17 protein-coding genes are annotated in these 17,825 nt (G+C 37.1%); 7 read left to right on the forward strand and 10 right to left on the reverse strand.

The annotated features are described in order from the left end of the window. Window positions 1–54: 54 nt before the first annotated feature. Window positions 55–1,113, reverse strand: coding sequence for an FAD-dependent oxidoreductase (locus tag R3E32_24715; GenBank protein ID MEZ4887954.1), 1,059 nt, complete (start codon window positions 1,111–1,113; stop codon window positions 55–57). A 26-nt stretch (window positions 1,114–1,139) separates the two neighbouring features. Further along, complete coding sequence (locus R3E32_24720) at window positions 1,140–1,988, reverse strand: BadF/BadG/BcrA/BcrD ATPase family protein (protein ID MEZ4887955.1); 849 nt, start codon at window positions 1,986–1,988, stop codon at window positions 1,140–1,142. 195 nt (window positions 1,989–2,183) lie between these two features. Here R3E32_24720 and R3E32_24725 point away from each other — a divergent pair, with 195 nt between their 5' ends. Further along, entirely contained in the window at window positions 2,184–3,017 is an 834-nt protein-coding gene (locus R3E32_24725; GenBank protein MEZ4887956.1) for a hypothetical protein, read from the forward strand. A 164-nt stretch (window positions 3,018–3,181) separates the two neighbouring features. Beyond that, the gene (locus R3E32_24730) at window positions 3,182–3,451 is read left to right on the forward strand and encodes a hypothetical protein (protein MEZ4887957.1); all 270 of its coding nucleotides are present in this window, start codon (window positions 3,182–3,184) and stop codon (window positions 3,449–3,451) included. Between the two features lie 198 nt (window positions 3,452–3,649). On the opposite strand, the gene R3E32_24735 is transcribed toward R3E32_24730, so the two are convergent. Then, a complete protein-coding gene (locus R3E32_24735; protein MEZ4887958.1) occupies window positions 3,650–3,967 on the reverse strand; it encodes a hypothetical protein in 318 nt (105 codons plus the stop codon). Continuing rightward, a complete protein-coding gene (locus R3E32_24740; GenBank protein MEZ4887959.1) occupies window positions 3,955–4,500 on the reverse strand; it encodes a hypothetical protein in 546 nt (181 codons plus the stop codon). Before R3E32_24740 ends, R3E32_24735 begins: the two co-directional genes overlap by 13 nt. Window positions 4,501–4,505: 5 nt before the next feature. Here R3E32_24740 and R3E32_24745 point away from each other — a divergent pair, with 5 nt between their 5' ends. Beyond that, window positions 4,506–4,931, forward strand: coding sequence for a PD-(D/E)XK nuclease domain-containing protein (locus tag R3E32_24745; GenBank protein ID MEZ4887960.1), 426 nt, complete (start codon window positions 4,506–4,508; stop codon window positions 4,929–4,931). Window positions 4,932–4,938: 7 nt separating this feature from the next. Here the strand turns inward: R3E32_24745 and R3E32_24750 are convergent, their stop codons facing one another. Then, window positions 4,939–6,918 carry an OmpA family protein gene (locus R3E32_24750; protein MEZ4887961.1) on the reverse strand — a complete coding sequence of 660 codons (1,980 nt, stop codon included), beginning with the start codon at window positions 6,916–6,918 and terminating at the stop codon, window positions 4,939–4,941. Then, window positions 6,873–7,520: a 7-carboxy-7-deazaguanine synthase QueE gene (locus tag R3E32_24755; protein ID MEZ4887962.1), complete on the reverse strand. Its 648-nt coding sequence runs from the start codon at window positions 7,518–7,520 to the stop codon at window positions 6,873–6,875. Before R3E32_24755 ends, R3E32_24750 begins: the two co-directional genes overlap by 46 nt. A gap of 226 nt (window positions 7,521–7,746) precedes the next feature. Between R3E32_24755 and R3E32_24760 the strand changes: the two genes are divergently transcribed. Beyond that, the gene (locus R3E32_24760; protein ID MEZ4887963.1) at window positions 7,747–10,170 is read left to right on the forward strand and encodes a thiamine pyrophosphate-dependent enzyme; all 2,424 of its coding nucleotides are present in this window, start codon (window positions 7,747–7,749) and stop codon (window positions 10,168–10,170) included. 13 nt (window positions 10,171–10,183) lie between these two features. On the opposite strand, the gene radC is transcribed toward R3E32_24760, so the two are convergent. Then, complete coding sequence (gene radC, locus R3E32_24765) at window positions 10,184–10,885, reverse strand: DNA repair protein RadC (GenBank protein MEZ4887964.1); 702 nt, start codon at window positions 10,883–10,885, stop codon at window positions 10,184–10,186. 83 nt (window positions 10,886–10,968) lie between these two features. After that, entirely contained in the window at window positions 10,969–11,223 is a 255-nt protein-coding gene (rpsT, locus tag R3E32_24770; GenBank protein MEZ4887965.1) for a 30S ribosomal protein S20, read from the reverse strand. A 139-nt stretch (window positions 11,224–11,362) separates the two neighbouring features. On the opposite strand from rpsT, the gene R3E32_24775 reads away from it, so the two are divergent. The 3 genes from R3E32_24775 (at window position 11,363) to R3E32_24785 (ending at window position 14,668) form a co-directional block, all read left to right on the forward strand. Further along, window positions 11,363–12,271, forward strand: a complete 909-nt coding sequence (locus tag R3E32_24775; GenBank protein MEZ4887966.1) for a type IX secretion system membrane protein PorP/SprF — start codon at window positions 11,363–11,365, stop codon at window positions 12,269–12,271. Between the two features lie 34 nt (window positions 12,272–12,305). Further along, a complete protein-coding gene (locus R3E32_24780) occupies window positions 12,306–13,238 on the forward strand; it encodes a DMT family transporter (protein MEZ4887967.1) in 933 nt (310 codons plus the stop codon). A 314-nt stretch (window positions 13,239–13,552) separates the two neighbouring features. Continuing rightward, window positions 13,553–14,668: a transporter gene (locus tag R3E32_24785; protein MEZ4887968.1), complete on the forward strand. Its 1,116-nt coding sequence runs from the start codon at window positions 13,553–13,555 to the stop codon at window positions 14,666–14,668. A 484-nt stretch (window positions 14,669–15,152) separates the two neighbouring features. Here the strand turns inward: R3E32_24785 and R3E32_24790 are convergent, their stop codons facing one another. Both R3E32_24790 and dcd read right to left on the reverse strand, forming a co-directional pair. Beyond that, window positions 15,153–16,763, reverse strand: a complete 1,611-nt coding sequence (locus R3E32_24790) for a S41 family peptidase (GenBank protein ID MEZ4887969.1) — start codon at window positions 16,761–16,763, stop codon at window positions 15,153–15,155. Between the two features lie 71 nt (window positions 16,764–16,834). Beyond that, a complete protein-coding gene (gene dcd / locus R3E32_24795) occupies window positions 16,835–17,374 on the reverse strand; it encodes a dCTP deaminase (protein MEZ4887970.1) in 540 nt (179 codons plus the stop codon). Between the last annotated feature and the right edge of the window lie 451 nt (window positions 17,375–17,825).

A 17,825-nucleotide genomic window follows, 5' to 3' on the forward strand; every position in this document is an offset into this window, starting at 1 on the left:
TAAAACTATAGATCAAAACATTATGAAATTTATTTTGTGCATTGAATTTGAAATTCAGCTAATTTGCTCAAAAACAAAAAATGCACTTTGCACTGCCCCGTCCATATAACCAGGAAAATCAGCAGCCGTTTCAGCCCCTGCAATGAAAAATTTACCATCTAAATAGGCTTGACGGTAAGCAGGATGCCCATTGTTTTGATGCGGCAAAATGTGTTCGGAATAGGGGAGGAAGGTGAAAGGTTCGTTTCGCCAGACAGCTTCTTCGTAGGTCAAATAATGATTGGCCACTTCACCATAATATTTGTTCAATTGCTTCAAAATCATCTGAATGCGTTCTTCTTTTGTCATCGAAAAATAAGCCCCATTCAAAAACCCCTTCAAAGCATAAAAAGAATCCTCATAGTTGGAATGGTCGTACATTTCGGGAATCGGTCCGACATTGCTCATAATCGTGCCACTCACATTTTTTTCTCTCCAAAACGGTTTTTTGTAGGTCAATCCAATTTTGATAGATTCACCCATCCAAGTATGCGTTTGGTTGGCAACCTTCAATACAGAATCAGGCAAAGTGGGCTGAATATCAACCGAATTGACCAGCAAAAATGGAGGAAGTGTCGAAACAACAAAATTACTGTAAAAGGTTTCTTGATTTGTTTTCACTTCAAATCTATCCGACTTTTGCTGAATTGATTGAACGATTTGTCCTGTGTGAATTTGCTCAGAATCAAGCCTTTTCTGCAAAGCATCAACAATACTATAACTGCCACCTTTGATTCTAAAACTAGGGTCAGTATTCGGAGCCAAAGTCACCAATTGTGGTGGACTCGTAGAAATAGCTTCGTAAATGGCACTTTCTCCCAATGCTTGCTCAAACATACCAACGCCCAATGAATCCAATAATTTGGTCAAGTTTTGGTGTTTCCTTCCGAGCCACGTTGCCCCCATTTCCAAAGGCTCAGAACGCTCATAAAGTTTAGTAAAAACCCTGCCTCCCAAGCGTTCTCTGGCTTCCAAAACTTTGAAGGAAATATTTTTTTGTTGCAGTAAATAGGCAAGAGTCAGCCCTGTCAAGCCACCTCCAATGATTATAACTTCTGTTTTTTTAACATTCATGTATGTGGTGAATTTTTTGAGTACTTTTAAAGATGGTAATGAATCAAACGTTCTATTGGGTTCTGCAAAACTGTTCCGACTTCAATTCCAAACTGCGCTGCAACGGCTTTGATTTCGGCTTGAAAATGAAAAGCAATCGAACCCGATAGGTGCAAAGGTAAGTAAGGATTTTTTTGAAGGACAAGAACACGCTTGCGGAAAAAACCTTCAAAATGGGTTTTCAGCAATTGCTGTATGTAAGGTTCGTTTCGATGCTCATGTATGAAATAACTGAACTGCGCCAAATAGCGATTTGCAGCAGGTTTTTGATACACATTCTCCAAGATTGTATCATCTTCAATGCGGTATTTTTCCTTCAATTTTAGCAGCAAATGAGATGGGATATTTCGATACAAAAAGTCCACTATCAACTGTTTACCCATCACCGCACCACTTCCTTCATCTCCCAAAATGAAACCAAAACCCCTCGAATTTTCCACAATGTTTTCACCATTGTAATAACAAGTATTCGACCCTGTTCCCAAAATTGCAGCAATACCTGCCGAATGTTGACACAATGCTCTTGCAGCCCCCAACACATCCGTATGTACTTCAATTTTCGCTTTTTTGGGAAAACAATTGACCAATACCGATTCTACTTTGCTTGCTAATTCAAAAGCACCACATCCTGCACCGTAATAATAGAGTTCCGCTATACTTTCCTTCAATTCTTTGGGTAAGTCCTCAATAATTTGACGAATTTGGTTAGCGTCTTGAAAATAAGGTTGAATACCTTTTGTTTCAATAACTTCTATGTTTTCAGATGGTGCTACAAAAGCCCAAATTGTTTTGGTGCCACCGCTATCTGCAATGAGAACCGTATTGTTTTTTAACATTTTTTCAGAAAAATTTGCCTTCAATGGAATAAAACCATTTTTTGATTTGTCAAAATAGCGAAACCCAATCACAAACATAAGAAACAAATCAAAGGGTGTAGGTGGTTTCTTCCGTCAAAACACCGATTAACCAAAATATCCAGCATACAGCTACTCGAACACATTAAATTCATAACTACATAAACACAATTTATCATGAAGATTCAAATTTCAAGATTATTCGTCTTGGTGACGATGGCATTGTTTGTATTCACCGCTTGCCAAAAAGAAAGTAGCGAAGTTCTCAGCACCGAAAACGAAAGTATTGCCCTCAAAACAGCAGAGGATTTGACCACTTCCGACAACCTCTTTGAAGACATCAGTAATCAAGCGGATGAGCAAATTGAAGAAGCCTTTATGAGCGGAAAAACTGGTGAAGATGAATGTGTTGTCCGCACTTGGGCAGCCGAAAGAGGAACCTATCCCAACACACTCACAATTGACTATGGCGAAGGTTGTGAAGGCCTAAATGGCAGGGTACGAAGCGGCAAAATCATCATCCATTTATCGGCAGAACCTACCGAATCAGGAGCGATAAAAACGGTGACATTGGAGAATTTTTTCATCAATGAGGTTCAAATTGAAGGAACAAAAACCACTACTAACAACGGACTTAACGAACTGGGGCAGCCTTCTTTTAGCCGAACTGCAATGGGTACGGTTACTTTTCTGGACGGTATTTCTATTGAATGGAACGTCAGCCGCACAGCCGTACAGCTTGAAGGATATGATACTTTCCGACGATTTGATGACGTATTTTCCATCACAGGTACTGCTAACGGAACAAACAGAAATGGAGTGAGTTATGTAGGCGTAATCGTTAAACCTATCCTCAAAAAAGCACTTTGTCCGTGGGCTGTTAGCGGTTCGGTGGAGTTTACCATCAATGAAGAAACAAGGACGCTTGACTTTGGTGCGGGAGATTGCGACCGACTAGCAACGGTAACGAATAGCGAAGGAGAATTAAAAGAGATTCTATTGCCGAGATAAAATTCTCCGATTGAAGTCTTTTGAAAGTCTTGATTTGATGCAATGAAAAGGCAAGAGAACATGGGTTTTCTTGCTTTTTTGTATAAGCTTTGATGGTTGTTTTTTCAGCAAAATAGTGTTAAGTTTGGTTGATAATAAAATCAGGTCTATCAAAAAAAGAACCCATGAATCCTGAAATATTCCAAACTATTTATTTAGACGAAGAATGTCAAGTCTATACTTCAAAAAGCATTGATAAATTCAACTTAGACTCCTCCAATTTTTTTGAGATATGTAACTTACATCCCAAAGATTATCATACAATTAAATTCTATGGAAAGGAGGTTTTGACTCCAAGATGGCAGCAAGCGTATGGAAAAAATTACAGTTATACGGGTTCCAAAAATAATGCGCTACCTATCCCAGAGAATCTTAAGATATTTTTAGACTGGTAGTGCAAACATATAGACAATCGCTTGAATGGCTTGTTGTTGAATTGGTACGATGGACAGAAAGGGCATTACATTTGTGCACATAGAGATGACACGAGGGATTTATTTGAAGATAGTCCAGTTGTTACCATTTCAATCGGAGAAGAAAGAATATTTAGAATGAGACCTTATAAGGGACAGTAAATAAATAACATTACAAATTTAAGCAGCAATTCGATAGGATAATTTAGGAATAATGTTGTTGAATTGAATCCTATTAAAATCGACTTCTTCTTTTTTTGTTTTAATTCCTTTTTGATACTCTTTGAGGTTCAATCGAACTCTAACTTTTAATCCTGTATCCGTTTTAGTTTTGCTAAACACTTCTTTAACTATGTGGTAATCTGTGAATACAACTCCTTGAATAGCTTGGTGTACATGGCAAAATAAACGATGCTCAATAGGATTCCATTTAGAAGCATAGGGAGGATAGTGACAAATAATGAAATTCACTCCTATTTTAGCTGCTAAAAGAAGCATTTGTTTTTGAACGCATGGTGTCTGTAACTATTAGCACCACCAGCATCACATAAAATCAAAATATCCTTAGCATCTGGATATTGGTGAATGCCAAATTCCTCCCACCACCATAGTAAATTATCGGCGATAAAGTCAGCGGTTTCATGACTTGAACCAATGGATATATAACCTTCATTGCGCTGTAAATCATAGATTCCAAAAGGAATAATCTTCCCCTTTGCCAAGTGAGCATAATCATGGTCATAGACCTCAATTGAGTCCATTGTATAAAGTTTACCTGCTCGATATAGGTTACCTAAGTGTTCCTTTTTCTTACCATCCATACTAATTAATTTTTTCACCTCTACACTTGCATAATGGCGTTTACCCTTATGAGTAAGTGTGCCAAAATAAGTCCTTATTCTTGAAACAGTATCTTCGTCGTATTTTGAAAATTGACCCATATATTTTGGCACAAAATACAACAAAATTTGTAATGTTATTTTTTCAGCGTTCCCATAAATTGCCTTATGATGCGATAAAATTGGATACAAATCGCTTGAGAACCGCTTTACAACGAGGAGAATTGGAAGATGCAATGGGTTTGATTCGGCGATTCTTCAGCAGTATCCCGCACCAACTTCGCAAAAATACAGATGAAGCCTATTATCATTCCTTGTTTCAGATGTTGATGATGCTCATTGGAGTACGCATCAAATCGGAGGAATTGGGTAGCATGGGGAGAGCAGATGTGGTGTTGAAGTTTCCCAATAAAATTTACATCATTGAATTCAAATATGCACAATCGGGTACAATGGAGGCACTGCTGAATAAGGCAATTCGTCAAATTGAAGACAATCGCTATGCGGCTGTTTTTGAAGGAGATAGCCGTCCTGTATTGTGCATTGAAGTCGGTTTTTTGGAGAAAAATCGGAAAGGTAGAGTGCCCGAATTGGAGATTGATTGTTTATTGGATGAGCAATGAAAAAAATCTACTTCTTAATCACCTTAAACTCCGTTCTCCTATTGATTGCCCTTCCCGTTTCCGTTTCATTGCCCGCCAAAGGCTGCGACTTACCATAACCTCTATAAGAAAGGCGGTCAGCAGCAATTCCTTTGTCAATAAGATAAGAATGAACAGATTGCGCCCGATTTTCAGAAAGTTCGAGATTGTATTCAGCTGTACCTATGCTGTCCGTGTGTCCGCCAATTTCGATATGTAACAAATTGTATTGATTCAACATGTCAACCAACTTATCCAATTCGGTATAAGAAGCAGGTTTGAGGTCAAAAGAATTGGTTTCAAAAAACACGTTTTTTAAGACAACCGTTTGACCCACATTCGATTCGAAGGTTTCCTTGATAAAGGCCTTTTTCAAGGGAATGTCAATCAAAAACGGTTCATTGGGTTGTACGTCTTTGAGCGAGAAATTTTCGGAGAAAAAGAGGTAATTTTCTTTGGAAACATTGTACATATAGTTTTTGCCGACCGTCAAAGTCACCAAAAACTCACCTGAAATGCGGTCGGAAATCGTTTCTAAAATTGTGTCGCCTGTGTCCAAATCAATCAACTCAATCGTTGCAGCCAGCTTGCTCTTTGATTCCGAGTCAAATACGATTCCTTTTACATAAGTTACATAAGTAGGTTGAACCGTTTTGGGTAAGGGGAAATAGTACAAATCTAAGCCATAGCCTTCATTGAAGGAGGAAAAGTAAGCACGTTCTCCACTTGCTGTTACAATCAGACCATTTTCATTGCCACGTGTATTGATGGGGTAACCCAAGTTTTCGGGCTTACTCCATTCTCCATTATCGTCTTTTCGGGCAACATATAAGTCTGCATCACCCATGCCAATATGTCCGTTGGAGGAAAAATAAAGCGTATGATTATCGGGGTGTATGAAAGGTGTCTGTTCGTCTTTTTTGGTGTTGATATTCGGTCCCAAATTTACAGGATCACTCCAATAATTGTTCTTCAAATAACTGACCCATATATCAATACCTCCATAACCACCCTTGCGGCGACTGCTGAAATAAAGTGCTTTGCCATCAGAAGAAATTGAAGGTTGCGACTCCCACCCATAAGTATTTACTGGTTCTCCCAAATTGTAGGGACCTTGCCAATCTTCACCTACTTTGATGCAGTAAAACAAATCAAAACCACCTATAGCATCCCTGCGATTTTTTGCAGCAAAAAACATGCGTTTGCCATCAGGTGACAAACAAATTGCACCTTCATTGTCTTTAGAATTAATAGGTTCTGCCAAGTCCAATGCCATTTGCCATTGAAGGGTATCTTTCATACGACGACTAATAAAAAAATCTTCATTGGGAGTAGTATCGTTGTCAAATCGGCGGGTAAAGACCATCATCGCTTCATCTGCTGTCACAACAGGAAGATACTCATCATATTGTGAATTGACGGTCGAATCCAAACGGACGGGATTGAAGTCGACAGGGTGAGTAACCGCATAGTGCGCAAAACGACTTTCCTCCAATTTTTGAGAAAGCATTTCTGTCATTTTTTGCGATTTGTCTTTTACCTCCGAGCCTTTTTCAAAGTAGGCAATGGCTTCGGTATAATTTGCCAATTCCATTTCTATATTACCAACCGTGTAATATACTTGAAACTGATTGCGAGGGCTATCATCAAATTCAAGGATTTTGAGAAAGGTCTTTTTTGCCTGTTCATACTCCTTCAATTCAAGTTGTATTTCACCAAGGCGTACATAAGCAGTGGTGTAGGTAGGATATTTATCGATTGCTTTCTCAAGCCATTCCTTTGCTTCCTGATAGTGTTGATACAGATAACTTTCTTGGCTTTTTTGGTAGAGTTTTTGGGCTTTTTTAGGGACATCACTTTCCTGCGAGAAGCCGAAGCTTAAGCACGAAAAGGATAAAAATAAAGTGATAATCAATCTTATAATCATGGTATTTCCATGTATTTGTGAATCTGCAAAGAAACCTGCCATTGAGGATGCTGCTTTATATATTCAACGATTAAAGGCATCATTTGATGCATTTTACTCCATTCTGGTTGTAAAAATAATTGACAATGTTTAGGCACCTCTGCTGCATACTGTTCAGCCCACTCGAAATCACTTTTGTTAAAAATGACTACTTTCAACTCGTTCGCTGCAGCAACAACTTCTGGTAAAGGAGATTTGAATTTTTTTGGAGAAAGACAAATCCAATCCCAAAATCCAGAAAGTGGATGTGCGCCAGAGGTTTCTATATGTGTCTGTTTTCCCGCTTTCTGCAATTGCCAACACAATTCATCCAAATGGTGCATCAAAGGTTCTCCTCCTGTTATAACTACTATTTCGGACGGATGTTTAACCACTTCTGCAACAATTTCTTCAATTTCTTGGAAACCATGTTCATTCACATTCCAAGATTCTTTCACGTCACACCAATGACAGCCAACATCACAACCTGCCAAACGAATAAAGTATGCCGCCTTGCCTTGATGAAACCCCTCTCCTTGAATGGTATAGAATTGTTCCATTATGGGCAGTGTTGTTTGTAGTTGAGGAGTAGGGTAGATATTGTCGGCTTTTAAAACGGTAATCATACTCTGTTTATTGGATGAAAAATTAGGTATATTTCGAACGTTAACTTACAAAGTTATCGAATTTTGTAGAACATTTTGGTTTATTGCTGTTTTTTTGAAATGTACCCATAATACGCTATATTTGCACTCAATTTTTGATTCTATAATATCTAAGACCTATATTGGTTCAGAGCGCACATTTTTAGATGATTACCTTTAAGTAACATTTTGTTCAATTATTACTACTATGGACTCCGAATTAACGACTGACCTTCAAAAGTTACCCGTTGGGCAAAATTCTTCAATAGATGTAGAAACCATTCTAAATGATTATCGAATTTGTTGCATCAGTCGAGAAGTCAGTATTCATATTCGCAAGGAAGTATTAACAGGTAAGGCTAAATTTGGCGTGTCAGACGACGGAAAAGAAGTGCTACAAGTAGCGATGGCACATGCATATCGAAAAGGTGATTTTCGAGCAGAATATTATCGAGGCAACACCCTGTTGTTGGCATTGGGTTTGGCAAAAGTAGAAGATTTTTTTGCACAATTGTATGCTGATCCAGAAAATGACCCTTTTTCGGCAGGTCGTCAAATGGTAAATCACCATGCAACTTCTTTGGTTGATAAAAATGGAGATTGGTTGGATCTAAAAAATCGCATCAACATTTCTTCCGATATTTCGACTACTGCAGGTCAAATGGCAAGAGCAGTTGGTTTAGCTTTTGCTTCAAAAAAATACCGTCAAAGTGAAAAGCTACGGTACAATACTCTTTTTTCTGATAATGGTAATGAAGTCTGTTTCTGCAATATAGGCGATGGAAGTACTTCTGAAGGGGCATTTTGGGAAGCAGTCAATGCGGCAGGTGTCTTGCAGATTCCTTTGGCTGTTTCGGTGTGGGATGATGGATATGCTATTTCAGTTCCTGTGAAATATCAAACCATAAAGGAAAGCATATCAAAGGCATTAAGGGGGTTTGAAACCGACTCAGATGATTTGGGAATGAAAATCTATACCGTCAATGGTTGGGATTATCCTAAACTGGTGAAAACCTACAAAAAAGGCATTGCAGAAATGCGAGAAACCCACAGTCCTGCTTTGTTCCATATACAAGAACTTACTCAGCCACAAGGTCATTCTACATCAGGTTCCCATGAGCGTTATAAATCATCAGATAGATTGGCATTTGAGAGAGCGCATGATTGTAACAAAAAGTTTAAGGAGTGGATATTGGAGGAAGGATTGGCTAAGGTTGAACAAATAGAACAGATTGAAGAAGATGCTAAAAAATATGTAAAAGACTGCAAAAATAGAGCATGGGCAAAATACCGTCATCCAATTGACCAACAAGTTCAAGAACTCCAACATATTTACCAGCATTTATTGCAGGAGAGCAGTAATGAAGTAGTCATTCAGTCTTACGTAGATGAACTCAATCAATTGATTACTCCTTTTAGAGCAGAGTTGATGAGCAATGCACGCAGAATTTATTATGCACTCATAAAAGAAAATCTACCTGCCAAACGAATGTTGAAGCAATGGATCAACAAACTCAATGTGACTGCCAAGCGTCAATATAGCACCAACTTATACAGTGATTTTCCCAATTCTGCCTTGAAAATTCCAGTGATTGACCCTACCTTTTCTGAGGAATCAAAGGAAATGAATGCCTATCAAGTGATTAATTTTTATTTTGACCTCATGTTTGAAAAGCACGAAAATTTATACGCTTTTGGCGAAGATGTGGGGCAAATAGGAGATGTGAATCAGGGCTTTGCAGGTTTGCAGGAAAAATATGGTAAAGAACGAATTTTTGATACTGGGATTCGGGAATGGACGATTGTAGGGCAAGCTATTGGGATGACTATGAGAGGTTTGCGTGTGATTGCTGAAATTCAGTACCTTGATTACCTTCTATATGGTTTAGTGCCACTTTCGGATGATTTGGCAACACTTACTTATCGAACAAATGGTATCCAAAAAGCGCCTGTCATTATTCGTACAAGAGGACATAGATTAGAAGGGATATGGCATTCTGGTTCTCCAATGAGTCTTTTATTGAGTTCACTTAGAGGACTTTACTTGTGTGTACCTCGCAATTTTGTACAAGCAGCAGGAATGTACAATACCTTGCTTCAATCGGATGATTCTGCTGTCTTAATAGAGTGCTTAAATGGTTATCGGTTGAAGGAAACGCTACCTGACAATATGGGAGATTATACGGTTCCGTTGGGAAAAGTGGAGGTTTTGCAGGAAGGAACTGATGTTACTTTGGTGACTTATGGATCTTGTGTACGCATTGCAGAAGCAGGTATAAAATTATTGATGCAAAAAGGTATTTCAGTAGAATTGATTGATGTGCAAACACTTTTGCCTTTTGACCTTGACCATCAAATCGTTCAGTCCCTTCAAAAAACAAACCGTATTGTATTTTTGGATGAAGACGTTCCTGGAGGAGCTGCTGCATATATGATGCAGGAGGTTTTAGAAAAACAAAAAGGTTATTTCTATCTCGACTCTGCTCCTCAAACATTGACAGCCAAAGCTCATCGGCCTGCTTATGGTTCTGATGGTGATTATTTTAGTAAACCAAATGCGGAGGATGTTTTTGAAGTGATATATGAAATAATGTATGATGCCGAACCGAATCGGTTTGAGGGGGAGTTATGATGTGAGTGAATTTTCAAATCATCCCCTCATCTGCAAAACTATAATATCCCATATCCGTTACAATTACATGGTCTAATACATTTATCTCCAACACTTTTCCAGCTTCTACCATTTTTTTGGTCAATGTAATGTCTGCTTGACTTGGGCGTAGATTGCCCGAAGGATGGTTGTGGGCGAGAATAATTCCCGAAGAAGTATGCTCCAAAGCACGTTTGAAAATAAGTTTGACATCTGCCACTGTTCCTGCAACACCCCCACTACTAATTCGCTCTGTGCTTGTAATTTTGTTGGCACGATTGAGGAAAATCACCCAAAATTCTTCGTGTGGTAAATCTGCAATCTTAGGATGTAGCAATTCAAAAGCATCATTGCTACCCTTGATTTGTTTTCTTTCTTTGGCAATACTGGCCCGACGCCTACGTCCCAATTCCAATGCCGCTATAATGCTGATAGCTTTTGCCTCACCGATGCCCTTGTAGTTTTTGATAAAGTCCTCAATGTTTTTTTTGCCCAATTCATTGAGGTTGTAATCCATATCCCTCATAATGCGTTTACACAAATCCACTGCCGTTTCTTCTCTCGAACCCGAACCAATCAAAATTGCTAACAATTCGGCATCCGATAAGGCTTGTTTGCCTTTCAGCATTAATTTTTCTCTTGGTCGGTCTTCGACTGCCCATGAGGTGATGGCGAGTTTGTGGTTTAGTTTTTCCATGGAGGTAAATGTACATAAAAAGGGCATATCTAACAAATAGATATGCCCTTTTTGATCAATCAATTAACTGACCAATTAGAGGCTTATGCCAAAGAGTTGATATGCTTTGCCAACTTAGATTTGAGGTTGTTTGCTTTACTTTTGTGCCAAGTGCTGTGCTTCGCTAGTTTGTCAATCATACCCGCTACTTTTGGAAACAATTCCTCCGCTTCTGCTTTATCAGTAGCTTCTCTCAGTTTTTTGATGGCATTACGAGTCGTTTTTTTGTAATAACGATTGTGCAATCTTTTCTTCTCTGCCTGTCTAATTCTTTTCTTTGCCGATTTATGATGTGCCATAAGTCTATTTATCTATTTTTATTGTTATGTTTGTATCAAATTGAACGCTTAAAATAGCTTTTTTGATTTTAGAACCGCAAATATACAAATTGTATAGGACTTACAAAAGGTTTACATTTGCTAATAAATTTTAGGTTACATGAAAAAATACTATTTCCTGCTTTTTTTGGGCTTCTTTTGCGTGCAAAGTGCTTTTGCTCAGCAAGATGCACAGTACACACAATATATGTTCAATACTTTGGTTATTAACCCTGCTTATGCAGGAAGTAGAGATGTGGTGAGTATTTTAGGCATTTATCGCAATCAATGGGCTGGTTTTGATGGTTCCCCTACGAGTATTGCCGCAAGTATCCACAGTCCAATTTGTGAAAAAATTGGCTTGGGTTTGTTTTTAGAATCAGATAAGATTGGTGTGCATCAACGGCTAAGTCTTTATTCTGCCTATTCCTACAAAATTGCACTTGGAAGTGGGTTATTGTCTTTGGGACTTCAAGCGGGGGTGCTTCAATATACTTCAGATTGGTCGGAGTTGCCGGATGTTTTAGATCCAGATGATCCCAATTTTGCAGCAGATAACAGTAAAGTTCTACCCAATTTTGGATTGGGCATTTATTATTATACAGAGCAGTACTTTGTTGGCGTGTCCGTACCCCATTTGCTAGATAGTGGCCTTGATGACATTAGTGAGTTGGCGGTTTATGACCGACATTATTGGTTGACTGCTGGAGTCGCTATTCCCATCAATGAGACTTTAAAAATTCAACCTTCTTTGTTGGTCAGAATGGTGCCTTCTATTGCGCCTATTAACGTAGATGCGAATGTCAGCTTGATTATCAATGATATATTTAGAGTGGGGCTAGGGTATAGAAGTAGTCAAGCTGCTTTGTTTATGCTTGAATACCAACAGGATAAACTGCGTATAGGTTATTCGTTTGACCTAGATTTATCCAGTTTTGCAGACCAACATTCCGGTACTCATGAAATCATGGTGGGATTGGATTTGCCAAAAAACAAATTGCAGAAAGTACAAAGCCCTCGATTTTTTTGAGATAAAAGGATAATATACGTGATATGAGAAACTTATGAAAAATACAGCTTCCTTCAATAGCTCCTATTTGGTTGCAGCTTTGTTGATATTAGTAGGATCTATTGGTTTTTCTGCAAAAGCAGTGATGGTGAAATTGGCCTATCGTTATGGTATAGATAGTATTTCTTTGCTGGCTCTCAGGATGTTGTTTTCTCTTCCTTTTTTTTTGGTAATTGCCTACTGGTCAAACCGTAGAATGACTCAAACCTATGTTCTCAATAAAAGAGATGGTGCTTATATTTTATTATTTGGATTGATGGGATACTATCTCGCCAGCCTTTTTGATTTTATTGGTCTTCAATATATTACAGCAAGTTTAGAGCGACTTGTGTTGTTCATTTATCCGACCTTGGTAGTGATTCTCTCTGCCATTTTTTTGAAGCAAAAAATCTATACACGCCAATATTTAGCTTTATTGTTAACCTACATTGGTATTGGGATGGCTTTTTTTGATAAAGGAAACGTGAATGAGGAAAGTCAGATTTGGTTGGGGGCTTTTTGGGTATTTATGTCTGCATTGAGTTATGCAATTCACCTTATAGGAAGCGGTAATTTATTGCCAAGAGTAGGCACTTTGCGCTATACTTCTTTGGTTATGATGATTGCTTGCATTGCAGTTTTGTTGCACAATGCGGTGGTGAATCAACTACAACTTTTTGATTTTGCACCACAAGTCTATGTATTGGGAATAATGATGGCTGTTTTTTCTACTGTTTTACCTTCTTTTTTATTCATGCAAGGAATCAAAATCATTGGATCAAGCAATGCCTCTATTATTGGCAGCATCGGGCCGATTTCTACGGTTGCGTTGGCCTATCTATTTTTGGATGAACGATTGGGATGGCTGCAATGGGGAGGGACTTTTTTAGTGATTGTGGGAGTATTAATGATCAGTTTGCAGAGAAGAAAAGCGCATAAAATTGTATAAAAACTTGCCTTTTCTTTTGCATTTTTCCTGCAAAAAGTGGTAGATTTATTGTCAGATATAAAGGAATTCCGTTAATAAACTTGTTATTTTTGTTTGCTTTATATTTTAAAATTTAAATTATACAGATATTGGAATAGAGTTCATTTATGTAATTTTTTGATAAATAAAAAAATATACTCAATACAAGTATTAAATGAAGATTAAAATGACAATAAAAGCAATATCAAACGGTACAATCATTTTCTAATAAACCAACAGTAACCTGTTGGTTGTATTGCGTTCCTAAAAAACTTGTTACCCTAAATTTAATATTTATGCAAATTCTAAAATTACTTACAGTTATTTTTTTTATTTTTTTTGTGCAAGAGGCTTATTCACAAGGTTGTGTAGCAATTAGAGGAAATTCAAGTTGCAGTGCAATGCAGGGAAGTTCTTTCAATCTTATGAAAGGAGAATTTCTCTCTCAGACAGGACTAAGACACTTCAAATCCTTCCGTCATTTTAGAGGTGCTACTGAAGAAACAAATCGGGTGGAAGATGGAACCGAAGTAATCAATCGCTCTTATTTTTTGGACTTGTCCTTGAGTTACGGTATAACAGATAGGTTGTTTGCCAATGTGGTTCTGCCATTTGTTTTTCACAACCGTTCTTCTATGTACGAACATGGAGGTAATCCGCCAAATGGGTTGGGAGAAAGACATGAAACTGCCTCAAAAGGTTTATCTGATATGAGATTGGGTTTGGGCTATTGGCTATTAAAACCTAATAGTCGACAATTTAATTATTCTGTAGGCTTAGGTATAAAATTGCCCACAGGTAAATACGATTACACCGATACTTTCTACAATCAAGGAGAAAACAGAGATGAAAACATTGAGTCAGTTGTGGATCAATCTATCCAACCTGGTGACGGCGGAACTGGACTTACAGTAGAAATGCAAGGCTATCATTCATTGTCTCATGCTTTTATGATTACTGCCAATGTATTTTACCTTTTCAATTATCAGGATACCAACGGTGTGCTTACTCGGAATGGAAGAAGTGAATTTTCTTGTCCAGATCAGTTTGGGCTTAGAGCTGGAGTAAATTATACTAGTATGTATGGCTTCAATGCCTACTTGGGAGCAAGAATGGAGGGTGTGCCTTCAGATGATTTGATTGGAAACAGTTCGGGCTATAGAAGACCTGGATATGTAGTTTCGGTGGAGCCAGGTATTGGATATTTCAAAAATAACTATTCGCTTAACCTCAATGTTCCTATTGCAGTAAAGCGAAACAGAACACAGAGCTACGAAGATAAAGAACGAACCATTCAAACAGGTGTGTATCAGCATGGAGATGCTGCTTTTGCAGATTACTTACTAAACGTTAGTTTTTCTTATCGATTTGGAGGGCATCATAAACTTCCCGAAAATTCTAATATAAATTAGGATAGATAGAAGACTTTGGTAAAATGATGGGACAAGGCTTTTGAAGTTTAACCTAATTGTTTGTTTTCTATGTGTGGTAGTACAAACTTCAAAAGTCTTTTATTTGTTTTAGCGAAAATTTATTTAACCCAACTTGCAGATTGTAGTTAGATGATAACCAAATGGTTGTTTTTGGAGGATTCGTTTTTAGGGGAACACAAATTCTTTATATAAAAGCTTCCTTTTCGTAATACAACACTCTACAATTCTTTATTAGACATACAAAGATATTAATTGTTAACGTAAATTGGAATAATGAAAGTAGAATTATTTTTTACACTTTAAGTTAAGTAAAGTTCAAACATATAAATATGTAGTCCCCGAAAACTTGCACGATATTGATAATAAATGATTTTTCAAACAATTACATATATTTAGGCGCAAGTTGGGTTAAACCTTATTGTGGAGTGAAATAACAGTTCTAATAAAAAAAAATAGTGTTTAATCAATCATTTATCACTTGTAAATCTACATACTGATCATTTCTTTGAAGCACCTCTACTGCTTTTAGATAAGCATGACTGCATTGATTGTCAATTTTGTAATAGCTTGATAATCCCCAAATATTTTGAGCGATATCTGCCTTTATTTTGTTTTTTAGTAATTCCTTGACTTTCTTAAATTCTTCTTCATCGTGTTTGATTCTCTCTAAGACAGCAAAGGCTGTAAATTCATGTAAGGTGCGGTTATCAATCCGAAAAGTATTGTAAAAATCATCTGCATTTTCATATCTGGAGATAATTTTATTACGATTTTCATTTATATACTTCAATGCAAAATGATTGATAACACTTCCGTACATCAAACTCTTAAAATAGGGACTTTGAAGTAGTGTATCTATAGGTACAAAAACGTCTGGGGTGATGCCACCACCACCATATACTACTCTATGAGTTGTTTTTGTATAGTATTTTTCGGTATCATTGACAGCTATTTTATCCGCCGACAGCATTTCTCCATTTTGATAGCGACTGGCAATATCGTTGTAATACTCTGTTTTGCTTTCTTTATATGGTTTTTGGATTGAACGACCAGAAGGTGTGTAATAATGAGCAATGGTAAGTCGAATGGCCGATCCATCAGAAAGATTAAATGGTTTCTGAACCAAGCCTTTGCCGAAAGAACGACGACCAATAATTAAGCCTCTATCCCAATCTTGAATCGCTCCAGCCACAATTTCGCTGGCAGATGCTGAACCTTCATTTATCAACACTACCAATTTGCCTTCTTCAAAAGCACCTCTTGAAGTAGCTTTATATTCTTTTGTGTCAAAAGTGCGTCCTTGTGTATAAACTATCAGCTGGTCTTTTGAAAGAAAATCATCAGCTAATTGAACAGCAGCGGTTAGATAACCTCCGCCATTGTTTCGCAGGTCAAGTATCAAACTTTCCATGCCCTGTAACTTCAATTGGCCAATAATCTTTCGGAATTCTTGAATAGTAGTTGCAGAAAACTTATTGATGCGTATATAACCAATAGTAGGAGATTCCATATATGCGGCTTCAACACTGTAAAGCGGAATTTTTTCTCTAATAATGTTGAAGTGTAATACACTTTTTACATTGTCACGATGAATTCCCACATCAACTCCAGAACCTTTCACCCCTCTCAGTTTTTCAACAACCTCTTTGTTGCTAAGCCCCAAACCCACAACGGTTTCATGCCCAATACTTACTATTTGATCTCCAGGTTTCAGACCTGCTCTCTCAGCGGGGCCATCATTGATAGTGGAAATTATAATAATAGTGTCACGCAAAATATCAAAACGAATACCGACACCTTCAAAATTTCCTTCCAAAGGCTCACGCATTTTACTGTATTCATCAGCAGGAATGTAAACAGAGTGAGGGTCAAGCTCTTGAAGCATAGCAACAATCGCATTTTCAGATGCTTTTTTTACATCAATATTCTCTATATACGAGTCATTTAATATTTCTATTACACTTTCTAATTTAGCAATAGCACTTCCAACCTCTTGTTCATCGACTTGAGCTTGGATAGAAGAGAAAAAGCATAGTAATGCGAAGAGAGTGGTGTAATATCTCAATACTGGCATATGTGTGTTTAAATTTGGTACTACAATATACTATATTTTCATAGTAATGTAAAAAAAAGGAAACGCAAACTTTAAAATTTATTTTTCCACATCATTGATTCGACGGGTTTGATTGTTCTGTTAGTATATTTGGCATTTACTTTTTTGTAATACAAATTGTCTACATTTCCTTTTATGTCAAAATAAATCAATTGTCCAATAGGCATTCCTGCATATACCCTCACTGGTTGGATACAAGAAATCTCCAATGTCCATGTATTACAAAAACCAACATCACCTTTACCTGCAGTAGCGTGTATAATGATACCTAAACGTCCAATACTAGATTTGCCTTCTAAAAAAGGAACATGACGGTGGGTTTCGGTATATTCCTCGGTAACTCCTAAATACAAAGTCCCAGGCTGCAATAAAAACCCCTCTTCAGGATGGATTATTATTTCTTCAATAGGATTGTGCTTCCTGCTATCAAGCACTCGGTCTTTGTAAGTACACAAATATCGCCCCAAATGTACATCATAAGAGTTCGTACCCAAGCAATCTAGACGAAATGGCTCTACCACAATATTGCCTTCTTCAATTTCTTTTAGGATTTCTGTATCTGTTAATATCATCGTAATTTACAACTAGTTATATGATTGAGGAAAAAATAACAAAATTAGATTTTCTTTGCTGAAGGTGAAAGATAAAAAATAATAAATTAATTATGATGATAAACTGAATTCAGAAATAGAATATTTTCCGTTTTTTCAATCGAATTTTAGTTTTGGTGGTCAAACCAGTTATTTCGTAGTCAAGCTTATATTATATTTTTTACATTTAAAAATCTTGGTTGTTTCAAAAAATAACTAAAATTTTTAATTCGATATGTTTAAAAATATTAAAATCAATTCTTTATTACAATAAATACTTTTTTTCTAATACTATTGAATACTGTTCAAAGGTAATCAGGGTACAATCGCTACGTTATTTTGAAAAAAAAGTTACACTTTTTTATGAAAAAATTGTCAAATAACATAAAAATATGTATTTTTGCATTGAAAGGATAATCGAAAGATTACTTTT

The organism is Chitinophagales bacterium (genome assembly GCA_041392475.1).
In the GTDB taxonomy this organism is placed as follows: Bacteria; Bacteroidota; Bacteroidia; order Chitinophagales; family UBA2359; genus JAUHXA01.

What these genes read in the sequence shown, in the direction of transcription:
- R3E32_24715 (MEZ4887954.1), bottom strand. Translation starts at nt 1,113, where the DNA reads ATGAATGTTAAAAAAACAGAAGTTATAATCATTGGAGGTGGCTTGACA.
- R3E32_24720 (MEZ4887955.1), bottom strand. Translation starts at nt 1,988, where the DNA reads ATGTTAAAAAACAATACGGTTCTCATTGCAGATAGCGGTGGCACCAAA.
- R3E32_24725 (MEZ4887956.1), top strand. Translation starts at nt 2,184, where the DNA reads ATGAAGATTCAAATTTCAAGATTATTCGTCTTGGTGACGATGGCATTG.
- R3E32_24730 (MEZ4887957.1), top strand. Translation starts at nt 3,182, where the DNA reads ATGAATCCTGAAATATTCCAAACTATTTATTTAGACGAAGAATGTCAA.
- R3E32_24735 (MEZ4887958.1), bottom strand. Translation starts at nt 3,967, where the DNA reads ATGCTTCTTTTAGCAGCTAAAATAGGAGTGAATTTCATTATTTGTCAC.
- R3E32_24750 (MEZ4887961.1), bottom strand. Translation starts at nt 6,918, where the DNA reads ATGGCAGGTTTCTTTGCAGATTCACAAATACATGGAAATACCATGATT.
- R3E32_24755 (MEZ4887962.1), bottom strand. Translation starts at nt 7,520, where the DNA reads ATGATTACCGTTTTAAAAGCCGACAATATCTACCCTACTCCTCAACTA.
- R3E32_24760 (MEZ4887963.1), top strand. Translation starts at nt 7,747, where the DNA reads ATGGACTCCGAATTAACGACTGACCTTCAAAAGTTACCCGTTGGGCAA.
- radC (MEZ4887964.1), bottom strand. Translation starts at nt 10,885, where the DNA reads ATGGAAAAACTAAACCACAAACTCGCCATCACCTCATGGGCAGTCGAA.
- rpsT (MEZ4887965.1), bottom strand. Translation starts at nt 11,223, where the DNA reads ATGGCACATCATAAATCGGCAAAGAAAAGAATTAGACAGGCAGAGAAG.
- R3E32_24775 (MEZ4887966.1), top strand. Translation starts at nt 11,363, where the DNA reads ATGAAAAAATACTATTTCCTGCTTTTTTTGGGCTTCTTTTGCGTGCAA.
- R3E32_24780 (MEZ4887967.1), top strand. Translation starts at nt 12,306, where the DNA reads ATGAAAAATACAGCTTCCTTCAATAGCTCCTATTTGGTTGCAGCTTTG.
- R3E32_24785 (MEZ4887968.1), top strand. Translation starts at nt 13,553, where the DNA reads ATGCAAATTCTAAAATTACTTACAGTTATTTTTTTTATTTTTTTTGTG.
- R3E32_24790 (MEZ4887969.1), bottom strand. Translation starts at nt 16,763, where the DNA reads ATGCCAGTATTGAGATATTACACCACTCTCTTCGCATTACTATGCTTT.
- dcd (MEZ4887970.1), bottom strand. Translation starts at nt 17,374, where the DNA reads ATGATATTAACAGATACAGAAATCCTAAAAGAAATTGAAGAAGGCAAT.